Genomic DNA, 21,314 nt, shown 5'->3' with positions numbered 1-21,314 from the left:
GCCTGGGGTCCTTGTCATCCGGGTCACTGGCGCATGTGTTGGATCGCACCGAGCACGCCGCTGAAACCATTGGGCAGCAAGAAGGTGAGCAGCAGGCCGCCGATGATCAGCGCGGCGGCTAGCGACAGCTTAATGATCTTGATCCGGCGGACGCGATCCTCGTCCCGTGGTTCCAGCGGCATCGGCTCCACCTCGACCGGCGGACGCGGCACGGCCACCGGTTCGGCATCGAGGTCGAACGGTCCGTCGGAGCCCTCGATGCGCATCAGCACGCTGGTCTCGGCGATCGAACACTCGTCGGTGTCGGTCGACAGCACCTGCACCGCCGCCAGCGCCGCCCCCCCGGCCGCGGCCAACTCGGGGGCGACGTCGACCTGCGGCTGCAGCTTCAACCGCTCGGCCACCAGCTTCTTCAGCAGCGGAGTGCGCGAAGTTCCGCCCGCCAGCACCACGGAATCGAGGTCGTCCGGCGACAGCGTTGCCGACTGCACCGCCTGCAGGATCAGCTCGGGCACCCGCTCCAGGTGTGGCCGGACGAGCTGCTCGTACCGCGAGCGAGATAACGCGAATTCTGTTCGCATCCCTGGAAGTTCTACCCGCAGCTGCACGCCCGGCTGATGCGACAGCGCTTCCTTTGCCCGAACGCACTCGGCGCGCAGGTGCGCAAGGGCAGCCCGCTGGTTGAGGTCGCCGAGGTCCAGCGCGTCCAGCCGGTCACCGAATTCGGCGCGCACGACGGCGAAGATCTCGTCGTCCAGGTCCTGACCGCTGGGGTGATCGGCGTTCAGCGGCGAGCCGACCACCTCGAACCCGGGCTCGCGCCGCCGCAGCACCGTCGCATCAAAGCCGCTGCCGCCGACGTTGGCGACGACGACCGGTGCGTGCTCGGGAACGCGTTGCTTGGCCGCGTAGTCCACAGCGACCGCCATCGGCTCGGCCACCATCGTCACGTCCGTCAGTCCCAACTGGACCAACGCTTGTTGAACGAGCCGGGTGCGATGCGGACCCCAGGTGGCGCTGTGCGCGATGGCGATGTGATCGGCGGGGTGCCCCTGCCAGTGCGCGACCGCGTCCGCCACCCACTCGATCATGGTGGCGGCCAGCCGCTGCGCCGGGATGAACTCGCTGCCCACCAAGACCGGCAGGTCGTCGCCGACCCGCGCGGTGAAGCCGCGCGCGACCCATTCATGGTGGGCGATCTCCTGCCGCTGGGCCACTTCCCCGGCGACGAACGACCCGTCCTGCACCTTGCACAGCACCGTCGGCACCACCGGACCGGCCTCCAGCGAGACCGGCACGGCCGCCGCCCACCGGCTGCCGTCGCGGCGTGCGATGGCAGCCGTGGTCACCGTAGCGCCCAGATGAATGCCCAGGACGTAAGGCATGCAATCCCTTCGCGTTACCGAATCGCCACCAACGGGCGGTGCCCGCGTGGCGCAGGGTGAACACAATTTAGCGTGCACGTGGTTACACACAGGTGTCGGATCCCCAGGCTACCCCCCAATGGATCACCTACCTGATCCCCTAATAGAGACCTTGATAACTAGGAGTCGTTCCCGATGGCCAGGGAGGCTCGCGTCCCTACGGTGATCAACACAGGAGTGAGGGATCGCACGACCCCACTCGGACACCCATCCGAGTACCGCTGAGCATCGGGAGGCCCAACGATGGTGAACCCTCAGCACGCGAGCGGTCATGCCGAGTCCTCCACTCCCGACCCCGGGAAGCACTCCACCACCGGCCAATCGGACGAGCCGACGCTGTACGAGTTCCTCACGCGCCTCGTCAGCGACCCGGCCGCTCGGTCGGCCTTCGACGCCGATCCGCAAGCCACGTTGGGTCAGGCCGGCCTCGGGGGCATTACCGCGACAGACGTACTCCAAGCCACGTCACTGGTTCTCGACTACGCGCCGGTCGAGGTCGTGGCGGAGTACGACCGCTCACTCCAGAGCAGCGTCGAGAAGTTCGCTGCGAGCACCCAGTACGTCGCGATCAACCAACTGCATCCCGCACATCCAATCGAGCAGGAAGAACTGACCATGCTGAAGCCCACCCCCGCCGACTACGGCAAGGACAACGACGTCGACGCCACCCTGCCGCCGGCCCCGGCCCCGGCTCCGGCTCCGGCTCCGTCGAACAAGGTCGATGTCGACATCGAGAAGAACTACACGGACTCGTTCAACCTGATCAGCGTCCACGACGTCGCCAGCAACAACGAGATCGCCAATGGCAACGACATCGCCAACGGCAACATCGTCGGCAGCATCGTGGGCAGCAGCGTCACCCAGGTCAACGAGACCGCCACTCACGTCTTCGACACCAGCGTCGACCTGGCCGCCGGTGCTGGCTCCATCGTCCACGGTGACGTGATCAACATCGTCGACAACTCGCTCGACCTCGATGTCCTGAACATCGCCAACGGCGCCCCGGTCGTCGGCGACATCACCGCCAACGTCACCCACGTGGTGGGCGACGTGACCGGCGGCGACGTCACCTCGATCGTTGCCAACGCCCCGGTCGTGGGCGACGTCACCAACGTCGTGGGCAACGTTCCGGTCGTCGGCGACGTGGTCGTCAACGTCGCCAGTGGCAACATCACCAACGTGGGCGGCGTCATTGACGACGCGACCAACGTCGTGGGCAACGTGCCGGTCGTCGGTGGCGTGCCCGCTGGTGACGTCTCCGCGCTGCCGGTTGTCGGTGGCGTGCCCGCTGGCGACGTCTCCGCCCTGCCGGTTGATGACGTGACCTCCGCGCTGCCGGCTGGCGACGTGACCTCTGCCCTGCCGACCCCGAGCGACCTGCCGGTCGTCGGTGGCGGCCTCGAGAGCGTGGCGCACACCGCCACCTCGGCCGCGCCGCTGGACCTGGGTCTCTGAACCTGAACGCAGTGAGCGACGGAATGCCGGGATTCGCGACATAGCGGATCCCGGCATTCCGCGCATTCCATCCCCGAATCGCAGGCCTTTTTGCACTCCCAGTACCCGTCGGCGATGTGAGTTCAGCTGTTTGGGTTTCTCAATTCGCCGCGGCACGCCACAATCGACGCCGTGATCGAGACAGCGTTGGTAGAACTGATCGATCGCGCGACTGCGGAATGCGCCGAGCAGCAACGCGCCGATCTACACGGTCGACTGCGGCAGATCCGCACCCGCGTGCTCGACCCGACGCAGCTCGTGCTGGTCGTCGGCGAGTCGAAGCAGGGCAAGAGCGCCCTGGTCAACGCGATCGTGAACGCGCCCGTGTGCGCCTCCGGCGACGACGTCACCACCGTCGTGCCCACCCTCGTCCGGCACTCCGACGAACCGAGCGCCCTGCTCATCGAGCACGAGCCGGCGCAGGGCCCGGCCGCCCTGGATCGTGTTCCGGTCCCCATCGAGCAGGTCAGCGAGCAGCTGGAACGCGCCCTCGCACATGGCCGCCCGGTCACCCGCAGCGAGATCGGCATCCCCCGCGCCGTGCTGCAAAACGGTCTCGCGCTGATGGACACCCCGGGCGTCGGCAGCGTGTCCACGTCGCTGACCTCCACCACGCTCTCCGTGGTCGCCGAGGCCGACGCGCTGCTGATGGTTTCCGACGCCACCCAGGAACTCACCACCAACGAGCTGGCGTTCCTCAAGCAGGCCACCGCGTTGTGCCCGAACGTCGCGCTCGTGCTGCCGAAGATCGACCGGACCCCGCACTGGCGCAAAGTCCTCGAGGTCAACCGGAAACACCTGGACAACGCAGGTATAGCGGCCAAGATCTTCCCGGTTTCGGCCAACATTCGGATGCGCGCGATGCAGGCCAAGAACACCAACCTCAACGCCGAATCCGGGTTCCCGCCGCTGCTGGAATTCCTCAAGGAGATCGCCAGCAAGCACGAGAACCTGACCCGGCGCTTGGTGGCGCACAACGTCACCGAGGCGCTCACCCAGATCAACGACGCGCTGCGCACCGAGCTCGCGGCGCAGAACCCGCGCACCGCAGCGGAAACCCTGGTCGAGCTGGAAACCGCACAGCGCCGCGCCGAAGACCTCCGGCGCGTCTCGAGCCGCTGGCAGAAGGCCCTCAACGACGGCATCTCAGAGCTGTTCACCGACATCGAGTTCGACTTCCGGGAACGCAGCTGGGCGGTGCTGCACCAGGTCAACGAGGCCTTCGAGACCGCGGATCCCCTCGAGGTCTGGGATGAATTCCTGGACTGGCTCTCCGCCCGGCTCACCGACGCGATCGTCGAAACCTTCGAGTGGATGGAGCTGCGCCAGGCCCAGTTAGCCGAGCACGTCGCCGACGAGATGCTGGCCGAGCACGGCGGGGCAATCCCCGAGCTGGAGCGGCTCACCCGACCGGACCCGCTGGACGAGGTGCCCGGGCCGAAGCTGCCGCCCGGCTCCGAGTACAAGCGCTTCGACCAGTTCCTCACCGGCTTGCGCGGGTCCTACGGCGGCGTGCTGATGTTCGGCATGTTCACCACGGCTGTGTTCGGTCTGGGCCTGATCAACGTGGTGTCCATCTCGGCGGGCGTGCTGCTGGGCCTCAAGAGCCTCGGCGAGGACAAGGACGCGCGGCTTCGCCGCCGCCAGGTCGAAGCCAAAAGCGTCGTGCAGCGCTACGTCGAGCAGGTCATCTTCCACGTGAACAAGGAGGCCAAGGCCGCCATCCGCGGCGTCCACCGGGGTCTGCACACGCACTACACGCGCATCACCGAGGATGCCCAGATGGAGATCAGCCGGGCCATCCAGGAGATCAAGCGATCCGCGGAGCGCAGCGCGGTCGACCGCGACCAGCGGGCCAGAGACATCCGGCAGAAGCTGGAGGAGATCGCGGTGCTGCAGCGGCGCGCCGCGATGCTGACCCAGAACCGGATCACCGCGGCATGAGCGGCGATGCCCTGCTGGATCGCGCGCGAGCGCTGCTGATCCGCACCATGACGTTCTACCGGGACGATCCGCGCACTTCGACCTGGCTGCGCGGCCAGCTGGAACGGCTCGACCAGCCGCTGCGCATCGCCGTCGGTGGACGGGTGAAGGCAGGCAAGTCAACGCTGATCAACGCGCTGGTAGGTGCGGAGCTCGCGCCCACCGATGCCGAGGAACGCACCCAGGTCAGCACCTTCTACCAGTACGGGCCAGAACCGAAGATCCTGGTGCACACCCCGCACGGCGCGGTGCAGAACGTCCCCGTGTCCACTCTGGACGTCGGTACCATCCGCGACCTGCAGCACTGGCGGCCGGACGAGGTGGCTCGGCTGGTCATCGAGTCACCGACGCCGGGCCTGCAGGCCATCACGCTGATCGAGACGCCCGGCGTCGCGTCCGCGGCGGTGCAGGAGACCGGGCGCTCGGCGCTCGCGCAGATCCTCTCCGAAGCCGACGCGGTGCTGTACCTGACGCGGTTCCCGCGGCAGACCGACCTGCAATTCCTGCAGTCCGTCAACGAATTGCAGACGGCCCGGTGCGTGCCGATCAACACGATCGTCGCGTTCTCGCGCGCCGACGAGACCGGCAGCGGCGGACCGGAAGCGCTGCAAGCGGCCGAGCGGATCGCCGAGCGTTACCGCAACGACCCCACGCTGCGGTCCTTCGCGCAGCACCTCATCCCGGTCATCGGGCTGCTCGGGCAGGCCGTTGCGACGATGACCGACGAGGACTTCCTGGCGCTGGGCAACCTTTCCCGGCTGTCCCAGAACGACCAGGACGAGCTGATGCTGTCGGCGGACCGGTTCGTCAACAGCGGTATGGAATCGACGCCGGGCCCCGTCCGGCAGCGGCTGCTCGAACGGTTCGGGCACTACGGCATCGAGCGGGCGCTGACGTTGATGCGCAGCGGCGTGACGGAGCGGAAGAAGCTGCAGGCCGCGCTGCTCGACGAAAGTGGCTTGAACCTGCTGCAGGAAACCGTGCACCAGCAGTTCGTAGAGCGGCAGGACGCGTTGCGGGCACGATCGGCCTTGCTGGCCGTCGACATGGTGTCGCGCGCCAATCCCCGGCCAGGCGTGCAGCAGTTGCGCGGCGAGTTCGAACGGCTGCTGGCAAACGCGCACGAGTGGAACGAGCTGCGGCTGCTGTCGGCGCTGGATTCCGGGCAGGTGCGGTTCGCCCGTCCGCTCCAGGCGGAAGCGAAGCGGCTGCTGGGAGCGTTCGGCAATGCGCCGCACGCGCGGCTCGGCCGGGACGAGGCGGCGTTGGCGGTGGACCTGGCCGACGAGGCGGCGGCGGCGTTGGCGCGCTGGCGGGAGCAGTCGGTGAACCCGCTGCACGACCGGCAGCACCGCGAAGCGGTCCGCACGGTCCTGCGCAGCTGCGAACGCCTGATCATCCATCAAGTCCACGGCCCGCAGCAGCAAACGTCGCAGCGCCAACCGAATCCGCAACACCAGCAGGGTCCGCAACGCCACCAGCAAGATCCGCAGCACCAGCAGGGCCAACGGGCCGCGCAGCGCCCGCATCCACCCCAGAACACCTCGGGCGCCCACTCGCGCGACTGAGGAGATCCGCTACCTCGCGCCAGGTGGGTGTCGAGCGGAAACGAAGACGTCCACGTCGCCCGCGCCTTGCGCGAAGCGCTGCACAACGGCGCAGACGTGACGTTCAGCGTTCCTGCGGCGCTGCGGATGATCGGCATCGAGGATCCCGGAGTCCAGAGGCGTTTGAAGTTCCGCCCCCGCACCACCACGCAAGCCACCCTGAAACCGCAGCTACAGAGGCTGTTTGGGGGACTCGTTGGGCGGCGGGTTTATGTGCGTCGCTGGTGTGAAGCGAACGGACTGTTCATCTCGATAGATGTCACAAACGGTCCGTTCACCTCCCCCATCCAATCCCGAACGCTGGGCCGCTGGTGCGTTGGGCGGCGTCGTGATGACGACGAGCAGGTCGGTCAGTGGCATTGACGGTGAGCACATACCGGACAGCAACGCGAATTGGCCCCTGGATCGACGGCAGCGTGATAACGCATGCTGCACCACTGTGCGAGGCGACCACTGCCGTGATCGTCGTGCTGGACGTCGAGCAGGCCGAGGTGGATCAATCCGAGTGAAGCACCGGATTGCTGCATCCGGTTCAACCGCTGCGACCACTTGCCCCAACCGCTCGGACGCGCCTGGCCGGCGTCGGTTCAGAGCTCCAAGCCGCGCAGCGTCGCGTGGAGCTGCTCCACCAGGGGGCGACGGCGCGCCATCTCCCGGGCCGCCGCCGGATCCGGTGAGACCTTGCTCTCAGGAGTCACCAATTCGGCGGCGCGCTCCAACGAGTCGAACTCACCGAGCGCCCGCCACGCCAGCAGCACCGCGCCGAGCCCGGACCCGCCGCTGCCCCCGGTCAACTCCAGGTCGATGTCGAGTGCCGCAGCGATCGCGTCCGCCCACACCCCGCTGCGGAACCCACCGCCCGTGGCGCGCACCGCGCGCACCTCTGCCCCGGAATCGGCCACCGCGTCCCGCACCAGCGCGAGCTGTTGTGCGACGCCCTCGACCATGGCGCGGGTCATCTCGGCCCGGCCGTGCGAGTGCCGCAACCCCACGAGAGAGCCCGTCAGACCCGGCTCCCACCACGGAGCCCGCTCGCCGAGCAGGTACGGCAGGGCCATCAACCCGTTCGCTCCTGCCGGAACCGCAGCCGCCTCGTCGAGCAGGTCCGCGACGTCGACCCCGAAAAACTCCGCGGCCCACTGCGCGATCACCGCGCCGTTGCTCACGGCACCGCCGATCACCCAGAGCCCGTCACCCATCGCGTAGCTGAACGTCCGGCACCGGTCGTCGACGCCCGGCCGATCGCGGGTCACCCGCAGCGCCCCGCTGGTGCCGAGCGAAAGCGCGGCGACACCGGGGCGGACCGCCCCGACGCCGAGGTTGGCCAGCGGACCGTCCCCGCCGCCGAGCACCACCGGCAGTCCGTCGGGCAGTCCGACTGCCTTGGCGACCTGCGGTTTCAGCGGCATCGTGTCGGCCGGCGCGTGGATCTCCGGCAGCTGGTCGGCCCGGATGCCCGCGACCTCCAGCGCCGGCACGTGCCACTGCAGCGTCGCCATGTTCTGCAGGCCGCTGCCCGAGCTCAGCGAGTACTCGGTGAGGAACGCGCCCACGAAGTCGGCGACGACGAAGTCCTTCAGCGCGCACCACCGCACAACGTCGCGGGTCAGGTCTGGGCGGCTCCCGGTCAACCATGCCAGCTTCACCATGACCGACTGCGTGTGCACGGGCGTCCCGGTGGCGCGGTGCAGGGCCGCTGCCGCGTCCGCCTCGGACCTCAGCCGCGCCGCAACCTCCGCGGTCTGGGTGTCGGCCCAGTTGAACGACCGCGTGGCCGGAGCACCGGCCGAGTCAAGGCCGAGGAGGGTATGCATCGAGGCGCTGAACGACAGCGCCGCGACCGGGCGGTCGTGCTCCTTCGCCCAAGCCACGCACTCGGCCAACGCCTCGATCGCCGCGTCCCGGACCTGGACGGCGTCCTGCGTCGCCTCGCCGGGCGCCTCGGTGCGCAGCGGATACCCGCGCTCGGTCTGGTGCAGCACGTGAGCGTCGCTGCCCGCCGCGACGACCTTCGTCGCGGTGGTGCCGAGATCGATTCCGAGGACGACCGGAGCATGGCTCATACCCCCCAACGTATCCGCCGGATGCCGCAGCCAGGCCGCTCAGGTCGGGGCCCCGCGTGGCCGCGAACCGAGCGAATCGGTCCGACTGCTCGCAGCGATCGGATCGCGCGACGTCTACGTTCCACCGCCTTGCCACACGCGGAACTCGGTGCCCGAAAGCCGATGGCCCACGAGCGCCAGACCTACTTCCGGTCGCCTACCCACGCTCACTCGAACACGATGAGGAACTCCACCAAAGATGGAGAATCCCGGCCTCGGCAACATCAGGGTCTGCCTACTTCTCGATTCATGACATGCAAAGCAAAGGACGCCTCCCTCCTGCGGCCAAAAAGAAGGCGCCCTTTCAGTCGGCGTGCGAGGTCAGCCGACGCGCGTGATCCGGTCGGTCGCCGGTGGCGCGATGCCGGGCTTCGCGCTGAGGTACTCGTTGAGCGCGTCGAGGTCGATCGGGCCGCCGGTCAGCTCGGTGCCGCCGGTCAACGCGCTGAACCCGTCCCCGCCGGCGGCGAGGAAGTTGTTCACGCTGACCCGGTAGGTCGCGTCCGGCTGCACCGCTTGGCCGTCGATCGTGATGCCGGAGATCTTCGATCCGATCGGCGCGGACTCCGACCAGGCGTAGTGCAGAGCCGAGGACGGCTGGAGCACCCGCACCTGGACGCTGCCGTCCGGCTTCGGCAGCCACTGCTGCTCCAGCACGGCCTTGAGCTGCGCACCGCTGAGGGTGATCGTCTGCATGATGTTGGCGAACGGCTGCACGGTGTAGGCCTCGCCGTAGGTCACCACACCGTTGCCCTCCCCGGCCGACGAGGACGCGTACGTCAGGTCGGCGCGGACGCCACCCGGGTTCATCAGGGCGATCTGGGCACCGGCGGACCTGGTGGCCGCCAGTTGCGCATCCGCGATCAGGTTGCCCAGCGGCGATTCACCGGAGGGCGCGGTGGTCTTCACGATGTCCGCGCCGATGGTGCCTACCTGCCGGTTCGCGATCGGCTTCGACTTCTCCACGGCCTGGTCGACCAACGCCTGCACTTTGGGGTCGGCCAGGACGTCCCGGGTCACGACGTTGTTCTGCGCCTTGATGGTGGACCGAACGATGTCCTTGGTGCGCCGGTCCACCTGAACGTCCAGAGTGGAAATGATCCGGCCGAACGACGAGCCCTGGATCATCGGCCGGGGCTGGCCGGCCGGGTCGGTGACACTGCACACGTACTGCTGGTGGCTGTGCGCGGTGAACAGCGCGTCCACCTTGGGCGAGATTTGCTCGGCGATCCGCTGGGCAGGGCCGGGGGTCGTACGGCAGTCGTCCGGTCCGCCGCCTTCGGTGTTGTCGCCCTGGTGCAGCGACACCACGATGGCCTTGACGCCCTGACGGTCCAGTTCGTCGGCGTAGCGGTTGATCGCGTCGATCTCCGGGCCGACCTTCAGCCCCTTGATCCCGTCCGGGGACACCAGCGTGGGCAGTTCCTCAAGGGTCGCGCCGATGACGCCGACGGGAATGCCATTCATGTTGTTGATGGTGTAGGGCTTGAAAGCTGGCTGACCGGTCTGCTCGGCGGTCAGGTTCGCCGAGAGGAAAGGGAAGTTCGTTCCGTTGTACTTCGGCTGGAACTGGCACCCGTCGACGGGGTGGCAGCCGCCGTTTTGGATGCGCTTGAGCTCGTTGTAGCCCTCATCAAGCTCGTGGTTGCCCACTACGGAAGCCGTGATGCCCATCGTGTTCAGCACGTCGATGGTCGGCTCGTCGTGGAACAGCGCCGAAGACAGCGGCGATGCGCCGATGTTGTCGCCGGTGCTGAGCACCATCGAGTTCTTCACCTGGCCGCGGAGGTTCTTCAGGTGGGCGGCGAGGTAGGCGGCGCCACCAGCGTCGACGGTGTTGCCGTCGGCCAGCGTGACCCTCCCGGACGCCCCGGTCGGCGGCTCCAGGTTGCCGTGCAGGTCGTTGAAGCTGAGCAGCCGGATGTCGGTGACGGCGGGGGCGGCGGGGGCCGCGGTGGCAGGCACCGCGCCGAGACCGACGCCGACGACGGCGCAAACTGCGGCAGCCGAAACGGCAACTCGCCGCAACGACCGGGAATGACGAATCATCAGGTTCCTCCAAACGCGCACGCCCGCTTCGAAAGCGGAAAAAGCGCTCGGCGTTGGAGCTTGCCCAATGTGGTCTATCCGGACCAGAAGTCTTCGCGAACCGTAACTGAACGGGGAACTACATTTGGCTCCACCCGGCCCGATCGGATCATGGGTGAAGGGCACCTTTGACGGGTCTGAACTGCTCCCCGGCCAAAGGTGCCCTTCACTCAACTAAGACCCACTTTGTGGGTCAGTTCACCAGGGTTTCGGCGATCTCGTAGGTGTTGAGCGCCGCGCCCTTTCGGAGGTTGTCACCGCAGACGAAGAAGTCCAGCGTGTTCGGGAAGTCCAGCGCCTGCCGGACCCGGCCCACGTAGGTCGGGTCGCCGCCGACCACACCCGCCGGGGTCGGAAACACGCCCTTGTCGTGATCGTCTTGAAGCACGATCGTCGGCTGCGCCTCGAACACGCGGTGCGCCTGCTCGATGGTCACCTCGCGCTCGAAGGTGGCGTGCACCGCCAGCGAGTGCGTGGTCACCACCGGCACCCGCACGCAGGTCGCGGACACCTTCAGGTCCGGGATGCCGAGGATCTTGCGGGACTCGTTGCGGACCTTCAGCTCCTCCGAGGTCCAGCCGTCGTCCTTGCGCGAACCGGCCCACGGCACCACGTTGAGCGCCAGCGGCGCCTTGAACGGCGTCTCCTCCGGCAGCCCGGCCGCGGCCAGCGCCTCGGCGACGTCGCCGGCCCGCGAGCCGACTCCCTTGCCCGCCACAGCCGCGATCTCCGCATACAGCCGGTCGATGCCTTCCTGCCCGGCGCCCGAAGCCGCCTGGTAGGACGAGACCACCAGCTCGCGAAGGCCGAACTCGCGGTGCAGCGCGCCGAGCGCGGCCATCATCGACAGCGTCGTGCAGTTGGGGTTCGCGATGATCCCCTTTGGACGCTCGTGCACCTTCGCCGGGTTGACCTCCGGCACCACCAGCGGCACCTCGGGGTCCATCCGGAACGCGCCGGAGTTGTCCACCGCGATCGCGCCGCGCTCGGCGGCCACCGGCGCCCACTGCGCGGAGACCTCGTCCGGCACGTCGAACAGCGCGATGTCCACGCCGTCGAACGCCTCCGGCGCGAGCTCGACGACGGTGAGCTCCTCGCCGCGCACGGTGATCTTCTTGCCCGCGGACCGGGCCGAGGCGATCAACCGGATCTCGCCCCACGGCACCGACTCGCGGCGGTTGATGATGTCGATCATGACGGTGCCGACCGCGCCGGTCGCACCCACTATTGCCAGCGTCGGTGTCTTGTTCTCGTGGACCATCAGCGGCCACTCCCCGCGTAAACCACGGCTTCCTCATCGCCACCGAGCTCGAACGCGTTGTGCAGGGCGCTCACCGCGTCGTCGAGCTGGGTGTCGCGGATCAGAACCGAAATCCGGATCTCCGAGGTGTTGATGATGTCGATGTTCACCCCGGCGTTGGACAGCGCCTCGCAGAACGTCGCGGTGACGCCCGGGTGCGACCGCATCCCGGCACCGACCAGCGAGACCTTGCCCACCTGGTCGTCATAGACGACCTGCTCGAAGCCGACCTCGTCCTTGATCTTCTCCAGCTCGGCGACCGCCACCGCGCCGTTGCTGCGCGCCACCGTGAAGGTGATGTCGGTCAGGCCGGAAGCGGTGCTGGAGACGTTCTGCAACACCATGTCGATGTCGATCTCGGCGTCGGCGACCACGCGGAAGATCCGCCCCGCGACACCGGGGTTGTCGGGCACACCGCGCACGGTGACCTTCGCCTCCGACCGGTCGTGCGAGACGCCGGTGATCATCGCCTGTTCCACGGAAAGGTCCTCCACTGAGCCGGACACGGTCGTTCCGGGCTTGGGTGAGTAGGAAGAGCGGACGTGCAGCGGCACGCTGTAGCGGCGGGCGTACTCGACGGCGCGCAGGTGCAGCACCTTCGCTCCGGTGGCCGCCATTTCGAGCATCTCCTCGTAGGTGATGCGCTCCAGGTGCTTGGCGTTGGGCACGATGCGCGGATCGGCCGTGTACACGCCGTCGACGTCGGTGTAGATCTCGCAGACGTCGGCGTTCATCGCGGCAGCCACCGCGACCGCCGTGGTGTCCGAGCCGCCGCGGCCGAGCGTCGTGATGTCCTTGGTGTCCTGGGAGACACCCTGGAAGCCGGCGACCAGGACGACCTGGCCCTGCTCCAGCGCCTCCTGCACCCGGCCCGGGCTGACGTCGATGATCCGCGCGTTCTGGTGCGCCGAGGTCGTGATCACACCGGCCTGCGAACCGGAGAACGAGCGGGCCTCCGCGCCGAGCGACTCGATAGCCATCGCGACCAGCGCGTTGGAGATCCGCTCCCCGGCGGTCAGCAGCATGTCGAGTTCCCGCTCCGGCGGAGCCGGGTTGACCTGTTTGGCGAGGTCGAGCAGCTCGTCTGTGGTGTCGCCCATCGCAGAGCACACGACGACGACATCGTTGCCCGCCTTGCGGGTCTCAACGATGCGTTCGGCGACCCGTTTGATGCGATCAGCACTTTCGAGTGAGGAACCGCCGTACTTCTGGACGACGAGCGCCACGTGAAACAAACCTCCTCGACCGTGCGGTCGTCCCGGGCGCGGGTTGTCCCCGCACTGACACCGAGTGGACGAAGGAACCCCGGCGCACCGCGTGGCGCCGCCGGAGGGCTCCGCGACCGGGTAGGTGGCAGCGTCGGCCCACCGGGCCGAAACGGCCTCCTACCAGGTCGCTCCGCTGCCGGACTAGCCTACCGAACCGACACCGCCCGACCCCAACCCCGGAACGCGCCACTACCCTGTTGGACGCGATTGTCGACAAGAGCGGAGGGCCGGGTTGTCCACCACTCCTGGAGCGATCGATCCGCCCCTGGGGGACATCGGAAACACCGCGGCTACGCAGCGGAAACAGCCGGAACCGGGGTTGCTGGACCGGCTGCGCGGGAGATCGTCCCGAGGGCACCGGTTGATCACCGCTTTGGGCCCAGCTGTGGTTTACCTCGCAATCCGGTTGGTCGGATTGCTGGTGCTGGCGTGGTTGTCGGCCGCCAACGACGAGGCCCTGGTCGACAACCTGCGGGCTTGGGACGGTCAGTGGTACCTGGAGATCGCCACGCACGGCTACGGCGGCGTGGACAGGAACATGGTGGACGGGTTCGGGCATCGCTACCCCGAGACGCCGTTGGCGTTCTTCCCCGGCTACCCGCTGGTGATCATGGTCCTGTCGTGGATCCCGGGGGTCAGCGTCACAGTCGCGGCGGTCACGGCGAGCCTGGGCTGCGGTGTCACCGCCGCGTACGGGCTCGCTCGGTTGGGGCGTCGGATCGGCGGCTCGGACGGGGTCGGGTTGCTGCTGGTCGTGCTGTTCGCGGCGGCTCCGATGTCCGTGGTGCTGTCGATGGCGTATTCCGAGGCGCTGTTTTGCGCGTTGGCGATCTGGGCGCTGATCGGGGTCGTCGAGCGGAACTGGCTGATGGCGGGTCTGTGCTGCGCTGGCGCCGGGCTCGTGCGGCCGACGGCTGCCGCGCTGATCGCGGTCGTCGGGCTGGCGGCGCTGGTCGCCATCGTGCGCCGCCGGGACACCTGGCGCCCGTGGTTGGCGATCGTGCTCGCACCGTCCGGGATACTGCTCTACATCGGCTGGGTCGGTCTTCAGACGAGCAACCTCACCGGGTACTTCGAGCTCCAGCAGCGGGGTTGGTCGTCGGCGTTCGACGGCGGCAAGGCCACCTTGACGTTCGTGATCAAGACCCTGACCGAGAACCGGTCCGTGCTGGAGACGTTCACGGTGTGGATCGTGCTGGCCGCGCTGGTGCTGCTGGTGCTGTGCGTGCGGCAGCGGATGCCGTTGCCGCTGGTGGCGTTCGCCGCCGCGGTGGTGGTGCTGGACCTGGGCTCCGACGGGTTGATGTACTCGAAGGTCCGTCTGATGTTGCCCGCGTTCCCGCTGCTCATTCCGGTTGCGATCGGGTTGTCGCGACGGCGGACGACGACGGCGGTGACCACTGCGGTGCTGCTGGTGTTCTTCGGTTCGTGGTTCGGCGCCTACTCGCTGACGGCGTGGCAGTACGCGATCTGATGGACAATCGGCGCCTGCGGTCGCCAGACTCGCCAGCAAGCAACCCAGGAGGTGCTCGTGACCGCCGAGGAGTACGCAGTCGAAGTTCCGGCGAGCAAGCCCGCGGAGACTTCTGTGCCGCTGCACCCGCTGCTGGCCCAGCGGTGGAGCCCGCGCGCGTTGGACCCGGATGCGACGGTGAGCGACCGGCAGTTCACCGCGTTGTTCGAGGCGGCCCGGTGGGCTCCTTCGTGGGGCAACACCCAGCCCGCGCAGTACATCGCCGCGCGCCGGGGCGAGGCGACCTTCGAGCGGATCCACGGCACGTTGTCGCGCGGTAACAAGGGCTGGACCAGCAATGCCGCGGCGCTGGCGATCGGCGTTGCGCGCGTGGTCGACGAGGACGGCGACCCGATGCCCTACGGCGAGTACGGTCTGGCGCTGGCGACCGAGAACCTGGTGCTGCAGGCCGTCGCGGAGGGCCTGCACGCGCACCAGATGGCGGGCTTCGACCGGGACGCCGCGCGGGCGGAGTTCGGGATTCCGGCCGAGTTCGAGCCGATCGTCGCTGTCGCGGTCGGCAGCCTGGGCACGCTGGAGGGCATGCCGGAGCGGCTGCAGGAGAAGGAGTTGCGGCCGAGGATCCGAAAACCGCTGTCCGAGCTGGTCTTCACCGAGACCTGGGGCGAACCGGTGTTCTGACGACCACCCTCCCGAACGTGGGAAGCACGTCCTGGTGGGCTCGGCTCGACAACCATGCCCTGGAGGCGGCGATCGCACTCGCCATGCTGCTGGTCGGCCTGTTCGGGGCTCTCTTCCCGGTCCTCGGCGTGACCGGCCCGCTGCCGCCGACCGACACGCGCGAAGTGCAGCTCAACGCGCCCGCGACCCTGCCCGGCACCGCGCCCGCCAGCCCCGTGGCGCTTCGCGGCACCCACGACGCAGTGCTGATCTTCACCGCTCCCAGCTTCGCGGACGGGCTGCTGCTGGCCCTCCCGACGCTCGTCGGCAACCTGCTGCTGATGGCGGCCCTGTCGATCCTGCTTCGAGTCGCCCGCACCTTCCGCGACGGCGTTGAACCGGCTGGAACGACTCGGATCGCTGCGCAGCAGTTGGGAAACCGTGGGCGAGCGGCGGCGGCGCTGCTACGAGCTCAGGGATGGCTGACCAAGCTGACGTGTCCGCCTGGCAGAAACTCCGGGGTTATTTTTTAGAAACGGACCAACCGAAACGCTGGCACCGGGCCCCGGTCCGACTCAACCCGCACAGCGCCCTCGGCCACGTCCCACCCACCCAGGGTAAAGGCAAGATCACTGCGTGTTGTGCCCAGCAACTTGGAGCGACAGGACGGGAAGTGTTCGTGTGCGGCCTCTGAAGCATTGATATCGCGGTATTCCGTAATGTTGCCAGTATATGGGCGCCGGTGCCGGTACAGATTTGCTGTAACTGGTCACACCGCAGCGGCGTGATTACGGATGTGCGGGTAGCCAGGGTACGACGCTGTCGTGTAGGTCTTCGGCAGTGACTATGGAGGTGTTCTGGCTGGTGATAATCCAGGCGCACTCTTTGCTGACGAGTTCTCCGAAAAAGGTTATTTCTTCTCGTTTGACGCAGGCTACGGAACGCGCGCGCGGGAAATCGATTCCGTCGGCGCCGGTAATCCAGGTAGTCCAGCGGCGTATCCGGCCGTGGGTGTCATCGACGACGACATGATGCGGGGTTTTCCGCAAGAGCGGAAGAACGCGGACGAATATCTTTTCCTTAAGCGCCGCTTGATTTCCCTTTACTGTCATGACGTAGTCGAATCCGCGTTCGCCGGCAATGTATTCGGCGGTCTCTCGCTGGGTGTGCGCGGCGTCCATGGTGACCACCACACGGTCGTCCACACCGCGGGAGACACCGTCGAGCAGGGTCTTGACCTGGGTGATCTCGTTGGTTCCCGGGGGAACGGCCACTTGGCGACTGTGGCACCATCGCAGTTGATCATCGCGGAGAACAGCGTGAACGACTCGTGATCCCCGATCCACGAACCGCGCAGCACTTTGCCGTCGATAGCCAGTCGCAACGTGCCGCCCGGGATAGGCCGGGCATGACGCAGCAGCCACGGCCCGATCAGTCCTTCCAGCTTCGCTACATCGACATCTTCCAGCGCGCGCCGGATCGTGGACGTATCCGGGACACGGAAAAAGCCGCGGAACCAGCATCATCGTCCCCGCAGCAACGACGCCGGCAGATCGGCGACCTGGTCGGCGATCTGCCGGAAATCCGACGCGCCCGCCAGCACTGCGATCAACGACGCCGCGAGAAGGAACGCCACACGCGGCCCTTCCGCTTACGGCGATCCGGCACCTTGCCAAGCAACTTAATCAGTTCCGCCAGATCGGCATCGTCACCGCCGGCGCTACCCGGAAACGGCGCCCATGACGAGCCATGAGAAATGACAACAGATGGCCTGGAGCTTGGTTATACGCAATCTCCATGATCCCAGAAGGATGCCATCCTCCATTTCCCAGCCCAGCACGCCAAACCGGCCGGCAACCCTACGCGCGGAATTGATCACTCAGTGCAATCTTGCCTTAGCCCTGCCCACCCACCACAGCCTCGAAAACCTTGATCCACAGATCTTGACTATTCCTCCGGCGTGTAGCGCAAAGTACACTGTCGACTGACGGAACCGCCTGCGAGGGCGTGGACCTTTGCGGTCAGCGAACCATGTGATCTCCTTGACAAGGATTTGCCATGCGCGTGGATTCCTTATGTGCCCTGCCAGCTGGACCGATCTCACCGGATGTCATCAAGAAAGTTGGCGAGTGGACGCTCGAACGTCTACCAGAAGCCACGAAACGGGCGTTGGATGACGACTCCGTGTCCTCCGCGTTCCTCGCCGAGATCGATTCGGCAGTGCTCGCCGACCTCCCGGACGTGGTGGACCTCAACCAGGTGGACGCTCGACGCCTCCTGGTTGATCTAGGTTTCTGCGGTAGCGCTGTCGCCAGGGTCGCGACGGAAAGCGGTCACGACGTCGCCCACCTGCTCGGCAGGCTTGGTGTAGGTGCGCACCGACGCACTTTTCGTGACTACTACGCGGATCTCGCGACGCGATCGGGCGCGGGTCACCCACCACGACAGACGTTCGTGTCCACGATCACCTGGAACGCACCAACGGTCGAAGTCCGGGTGGACGATACTGTCGCCGCGACCTTGCCAAGCGTGTTCGACGATCAGCGGACGAGGACATGGACCGGAACCTCGGATGAGGCAAGCCTGTGGTTGCTGTTCAAGAAGTCCGCCGTTCTCGGTGCGGTCGCCAACGAAGCACTCGCGCCCGTGGTCTTCGGCGACCTCCCGGCCGACTCCCCTGACGCGCCGGGCAGGCTCGCTGTGGCTACGGCGGTCATGGAGGAGATGCAGGATCAGATGCGGATCTTCAGCATCGCCGGCAACCGCCCCGGGGGCATGTCCGCGGACGTCTTCATATATGGAATCCGCCAGTTCGGAGTCCCCTGGGATGACGGTGCAGAGGCACCGAGCGGTCCCCACGAGGCAGAGTGGATCAAGCGGGACATAATGCTCGGGCTCAGGAACCCGAACTACCTCGCTGACGTTCGCCGCAGGTATCCGATGTTGCTGGAGCCGGACGTCCACGCCATCGAGAAGGCGATCGGACAACCGTCGCTGGCGGAAAAGTTACGCGAGGCATGGCGATCTGCCCTGCGCAACGAGGCTGACACGGCAACCAAGGCGAGGCTGGCCGCCACCACCATGGCCGCCCGGTCGGTGTGGCGCGCGACCGGCCGGTGCTCGTCCGCGCACCTCGGCTTGGCGCGGAAGTTCCTGTTCAGCCACCTCCGCAAGCAGGCACGCACGTCCACGCCCCCGACCGCGGTGTCCAACGATTCGGGCATCACCGGGATGACCGAGCAGGACGTCGTACGCCTGGCCGAGGAGCGTCTGCGCGGCGTGTTCGACGACATCGTCCGGCACGTCGACCCGAAAAGCTTGGTGGCGGCCGAAGCCGAACTCGGTCGGCGTCCGCGTCCCGCCTGTAGCCTGGTCGTTCACGGCATCGATGCTGGCCGAGTCCGAGATCTCCCAAACCCTCGATGCGGCGATCGGATGTCCGAGTCCGACCAGTTCGTCCTGGATCCTTCTTTGCCCTCACCGCGGGTTTAGGTGGCCGTCCGGTGTGGCGTCGGAGTGCGCTGTAATCCCACTTCCTTGCGATGAATCTGCGGTCCCAGGCGAGGATCGTTGCGGGTTGGACGAGGAAGATGTCGCGCCGGCGGCGAGGGAGTAGCGAGGACAGGGCTGCGAACCAGAAACGGCGAAAGTCCTCGCGGGCCCTAAGCAACAGGGACGGAACTTTGGGGGTGGCCGATCGGTGCGTGGGGAGGGGAACGCACCGACCGGCCCGCGGGGACCCGGCGCCGGAGATCGGGGGCACGTCGGCTTCCGGGCCCGAGGTTTCGGTTGGGTTAGAGGCGGTGGAGGGCTTCGAGGATTCGGCGTTGGACCTCCGGCGACGGCTGGACAGGAGCGTCCTGTGTGGAGGCTCGCAGCGGATCGTGGGTATCGGCCGGTTCGCGAAGACGATGCCTGCCGCCTCGTTCCCGTTGTTGTCGCTCGGCTTCGACGTGGGCTTTCAGCTGCCAGACCGTGAGGGCACCTTCGCTACCTCCGGCGTGCTGGGGGCGGTCGGACTTCCAGCACACCGCGATGACGAAGAAGGCAGCAGCGGCGGCTATTGCGACGATGACTGGGAGCATGGTGATCATTCGGATGACCTTTCGGTGATGATCGCGGTCGGAGATGTTTCTTTTAGCAGCAAAGAGATTTCGTCGAGTGCGGTGGCTGCGGCCGCGAAGTCGTCGGCATCGCGACGACCCGCGCCGACCTGGAAGGCGAGATCGTCGAGCAGCCACTGGGTTCACCGCAACAGGACAGCGAGACCTGCGTCTTCAGCGCCCATTGCGTGGCCGCTTCGGCTGGGACGTGTTGAGGCGAAGGGAACTTTCGCCTCGTTCTACGGCGCGAAAGTTCCCTTCGCCCGGAACCACCGACGCCTGACTTGCTGCGATGCGATGTGCTTCCGCGTTGCAGTCGCGGCAGGTCGACCACAGCCAGCCCAGCTGCGAGTTGTCGGCCGACAGCTGCTTCCGGCACAACGTCAACACCGCCATGCCCGTCGGATAACCGCCGCCCGGCCGGGAATCCAGGCTCGCGTGCCGCTCACCTTCCGCGGGAACCCAGTGAAACGGATGCATCGACAGGCCCGCCTTCCAAATTGTCTCCAATGATTCCGGAATCAATGGAATCATCAAAATTGGACGGCTTCCATTCCCACATCGAGTGATGTTGAAGTGCAAAAATGAAGAGTAATCTACGTTGCATGGCTGGAAACACTCGAACTCCCAAGGCTCGCACTCTTGGCTCGGCGCTTCGCGCTGCCCGAGAGGAACGCAACCTGGGCTTGCGGCAACTTGCGAAGCAGATCGAGTGCCCGCCCGGCACGCTCTCCCGATGGGAGACCGGCGACAGGTATCCGAAATCCGCTGATATCGCCAGAATCCTGACGACACTAGGCGTGACTGGCGAGAAGTACGACGAAATCCTCGACCTGGCCAAGGAAACGAACGGTTCGCACTGGCTCGCGGTCAGCCTTCCCGAGCAGCGCCAGCAGCTCAGCGGATTGCTCGAGTTCGAGCGCACGGCAACGACGATCACGCACGCTGCGCCGCTACTGATCCCTGGTCTCCTGCAAAGCACGGCCTACGTTCGGGCAATCATGACCTCTGGCGGAGTACCACCAGAAGAGGTCGAAACGCGGATCGCAGTACGAGTCGGTAGGCGAGAGTTGATCATGCGCAAGGAACAGCCTGTTCACCTCAGAGCTGCAATCGGCGAAGCAGCTCTTCGTCAGGTCATTGGTGGGCCGGAAGTCATGACGTGGCAGCTGGATCACCTGCTCCAGCTCTGCGAGCTGGACAACGTCGACGTCCACGTCGTGCCGTTCACACGCGGTTGGCACCCGGCGCTGGAAGGGCTGTTCGTCCTGATCGAATCCGACCAGGCACCGCCTGTGGTGCACCTGGAAGCGCGCAATACGGGCCTGTTCCTACACGAACCTGGTGATATCGAAATCTATCGCGACGCAGCCGAGACGGTGTTCAAAGCAGCACTTGATCCGGCAAAGTCAAAGCGATGCATCAGCAGAATCCGCAAAGACATGGAGATCATGCAATGACCTCAGTGAGCGGCTGGCGGAAGTCCAGCTACAGCCAGGGCACGGACTCCTGCGTTGAAGTCGGACGCGTCGACAGCTGGCGGAAGCCCAGCCACAGCCAGAACTCAGGTGACTGCGTCGAAGTTGGGCGGTTAGCCGCCGGGGCCGCTGTCCGCGACAGCAAGGACCCCGGTGGCGGGTACTTCGTCACGACGCCGATGCAGTGGGGCAACTTCGTCGCTGCCTTAAAGGCTGGGTGGTTCAAGCGCTGAGGTGCTAGGGTCTGTTTCAGAAGTTGATCTCGGTTTGAGATGATCTTCGTGTGGGTCGAGGTGATCTGACGAACGAGCAGTGGGCGAAGATGGAACCGTT

18 protein-coding genes are annotated in these 21,314 nt (G+C 66.8%); 10 read left to right on the top strand and 8 right to left on the bottom strand.

Annotated features, from left to right (window positions below; all coding sequences use genetic code 11):
* Positions 1-23: 23 nt before the first annotated feature.
* Entirely contained in the window at positions 24-1,385 is a 1,362-nt protein-coding gene (locus ACWDKQ_RS24440) for an Hsp70 family protein (RefSeq protein WP_450141083.1), read from the bottom strand.
* 282 nt (positions 1,386-1,667) lie between these two features.
* Here ACWDKQ_RS24440 and ACWDKQ_RS24435 point away from each other — a divergent pair, with 282 nt between their 5' ends.
* The 4 genes from ACWDKQ_RS24435 (at position 1,668) to ACWDKQ_RS24420 (ending at position 6,871) form a co-directional block, all read left to right on the top strand.
* Positions 1,668-2,879, top strand: a complete 1,212-nt coding sequence (locus tag ACWDKQ_RS24435) for an IniB N-terminal domain-containing protein (protein ID WP_450141082.1) — start codon at positions 1,668-1,670, stop codon at positions 2,877-2,879.
* Positions 2,880-3,050: 171 nt separating this feature from the next.
* Positions 3,051-4,862, top strand: coding sequence for a dynamin family protein (locus ACWDKQ_RS24430; protein WP_450141081.1), 1,812 nt, complete (start codon positions 3,051-3,053; stop codon positions 4,860-4,862).
* On the top strand, positions 4,859-6,469 hold the full coding sequence (locus tag ACWDKQ_RS24425) for a dynamin family protein (RefSeq protein ID WP_450141080.1): 1,611 nt from the start codon (positions 4,859-4,861) through the stop codon (positions 6,467-6,469). The genes ACWDKQ_RS24430 and ACWDKQ_RS24425 overlap by 4 nt, the downstream gene beginning before the upstream one ends.
* Before the next feature lie 27 nt (positions 6,470-6,496).
* On the top strand, positions 6,497-6,871 hold the full coding sequence (locus ACWDKQ_RS24420) for a hypothetical protein (protein WP_450141079.1): 375 nt from the start codon (positions 6,497-6,499) through the stop codon (positions 6,869-6,871).
* Between the two features lie 224 nt (positions 6,872-7,095).
* On the opposite strand, the gene ACWDKQ_RS24415 is transcribed toward ACWDKQ_RS24420, so the two are convergent.
* The 4 genes from ACWDKQ_RS24415 to ACWDKQ_RS24400 form a co-directional block, all read right to left on the bottom strand.
* Entirely contained in the window at positions 7,096-8,571 is a 1,476-nt protein-coding gene (locus tag ACWDKQ_RS24415) for a gluconokinase (protein WP_450141078.1), read from the bottom strand.
* A gap of 360 nt (positions 8,572-8,931) precedes the next feature.
* Positions 8,932-10,659 carry a bifunctional metallophosphatase/5'-nucleotidase gene (locus ACWDKQ_RS24410; RefSeq protein WP_450141077.1) on the bottom strand — a complete coding sequence of 576 codons (1,728 nt, stop codon included), beginning with the start codon at positions 10,657-10,659 and terminating at the stop codon, positions 8,932-8,934.
* 232 nt (positions 10,660-10,891) lie between these two features.
* Positions 10,892-11,959: an aspartate-semialdehyde dehydrogenase gene (locus tag ACWDKQ_RS24405; protein WP_450141076.1), complete on the bottom strand. Its 1,068-nt coding sequence runs from the start codon at positions 11,957-11,959 to the stop codon at positions 10,892-10,894.
* On the bottom strand, positions 11,959-13,224 hold the full coding sequence (locus ACWDKQ_RS24400; RefSeq protein ID WP_450141075.1) for an aspartate kinase: 1,266 nt from the start codon (positions 13,222-13,224) through the stop codon (positions 11,959-11,961). The genes ACWDKQ_RS24405 and ACWDKQ_RS24400 overlap by 1 nt, the downstream gene beginning before the upstream one ends.
* A 274-nt stretch (positions 13,225-13,498) precedes the next feature.
* Here ACWDKQ_RS24400 and ACWDKQ_RS24395 point away from each other — a divergent pair, with 274 nt between their 5' ends.
* From ACWDKQ_RS24395 to ACWDKQ_RS24385, 3 genes are read left to right on the top strand one after another with little or no spacing between them, the layout of a single operon-like run.
* Complete coding sequence (locus ACWDKQ_RS24395; protein ID WP_450141074.1) at positions 13,499-14,740, top strand: hypothetical protein; 1,242 nt, start codon at positions 13,499-13,501, stop codon at positions 14,738-14,740.
* 57 nt (positions 14,741-14,797) lie between these two features.
* The gene (locus ACWDKQ_RS24390; RefSeq protein WP_450141073.1) at positions 14,798-15,421 is read left to right on the top strand and encodes a nitroreductase family protein; all 624 of its coding nucleotides are present in this window, start codon (positions 14,798-14,800) and stop codon (positions 15,419-15,421) included.
* Between the two features lie 17 nt (positions 15,422-15,438).
* Entirely contained in the window at positions 15,439-15,933 is a 495-nt protein-coding gene (locus tag ACWDKQ_RS24385; RefSeq protein ID WP_450141072.1) for a hypothetical protein, read from the top strand.
* Between the two features lie 255 nt (positions 15,934-16,188).
* Here ACWDKQ_RS24385 and ACWDKQ_RS24380 read toward each other — a convergent pair whose 3' ends face one another.
* Complete coding sequence (locus tag ACWDKQ_RS24380; RefSeq protein WP_450141071.1) at positions 16,189-16,674, bottom strand: transposase; 486 nt, start codon at positions 16,672-16,674, stop codon at positions 16,189-16,191.
* Positions 16,675-17,458: 784 nt separating this feature from the next.
* Here ACWDKQ_RS24380 and ACWDKQ_RS24375 point away from each other — a divergent pair.
* Positions 17,459-18,892 carry a hypothetical protein gene (locus ACWDKQ_RS24375; RefSeq protein ID WP_450141070.1) on the top strand — a complete coding sequence of 478 codons (1,434 nt, stop codon included), beginning with the start codon at positions 17,459-17,461 and terminating at the stop codon, positions 18,890-18,892.
* A 302-nt stretch (positions 18,893-19,194) separates the two neighbouring features.
* Here the strand turns inward: ACWDKQ_RS24375 and ACWDKQ_RS24370 are convergent, their stop codons facing one another.
* Together ACWDKQ_RS24370 and ACWDKQ_RS24365 are read right to left on the bottom strand one after the other, a co-directional pair.
* Positions 19,195-19,494 carry a hypothetical protein gene (locus ACWDKQ_RS24370; protein WP_450141069.1) on the bottom strand — a complete coding sequence of 100 codons (300 nt, stop codon included), beginning with the start codon at positions 19,492-19,494 and terminating at the stop codon, positions 19,195-19,197.
* A 183-nt stretch (positions 19,495-19,677) separates the two neighbouring features.
* Positions 19,678-19,983 carry a zinc finger protein gene (locus tag ACWDKQ_RS24365; RefSeq protein WP_450141097.1) on the bottom strand — a complete coding sequence of 102 codons (306 nt, stop codon included), beginning with the start codon at positions 19,981-19,983 and terminating at the stop codon, positions 19,678-19,680.
* A 104-nt stretch (positions 19,984-20,087) separates the two neighbouring features.
* On the opposite strand from ACWDKQ_RS24365, the gene ACWDKQ_RS24360 reads away from it, so the two are divergent.
* Both ACWDKQ_RS24360 and ACWDKQ_RS24355 read left to right on the top strand, forming a co-directional pair.
* Positions 20,088-20,963: a helix-turn-helix domain-containing protein gene (locus ACWDKQ_RS24360; RefSeq protein ID WP_450141068.1), complete on the top strand. Its 876-nt coding sequence runs from the start codon at positions 20,088-20,090 to the stop codon at positions 20,961-20,963.
* Positions 20,960-21,214 (top strand): DUF397 domain-containing protein, encoded by a 255-nt coding sequence (locus ACWDKQ_RS24355; protein ID WP_450141067.1) that lies wholly within the window; start codon positions 20,960-20,962, stop codon positions 21,212-21,214. Before ACWDKQ_RS24360 ends, ACWDKQ_RS24355 begins: the two co-directional genes overlap by 4 nt.
* The last annotated feature ends 100 nt before the right edge of the window (positions 21,215-21,314 follow it).

It is taken from the genome of Saccharopolyspora sp. NPDC000995, assembly GCF_053599315.1.
Note: the sequence above shows the minus strand (reverse complement) of the source record. Positions and strands in the feature narration are given on the sequence as shown.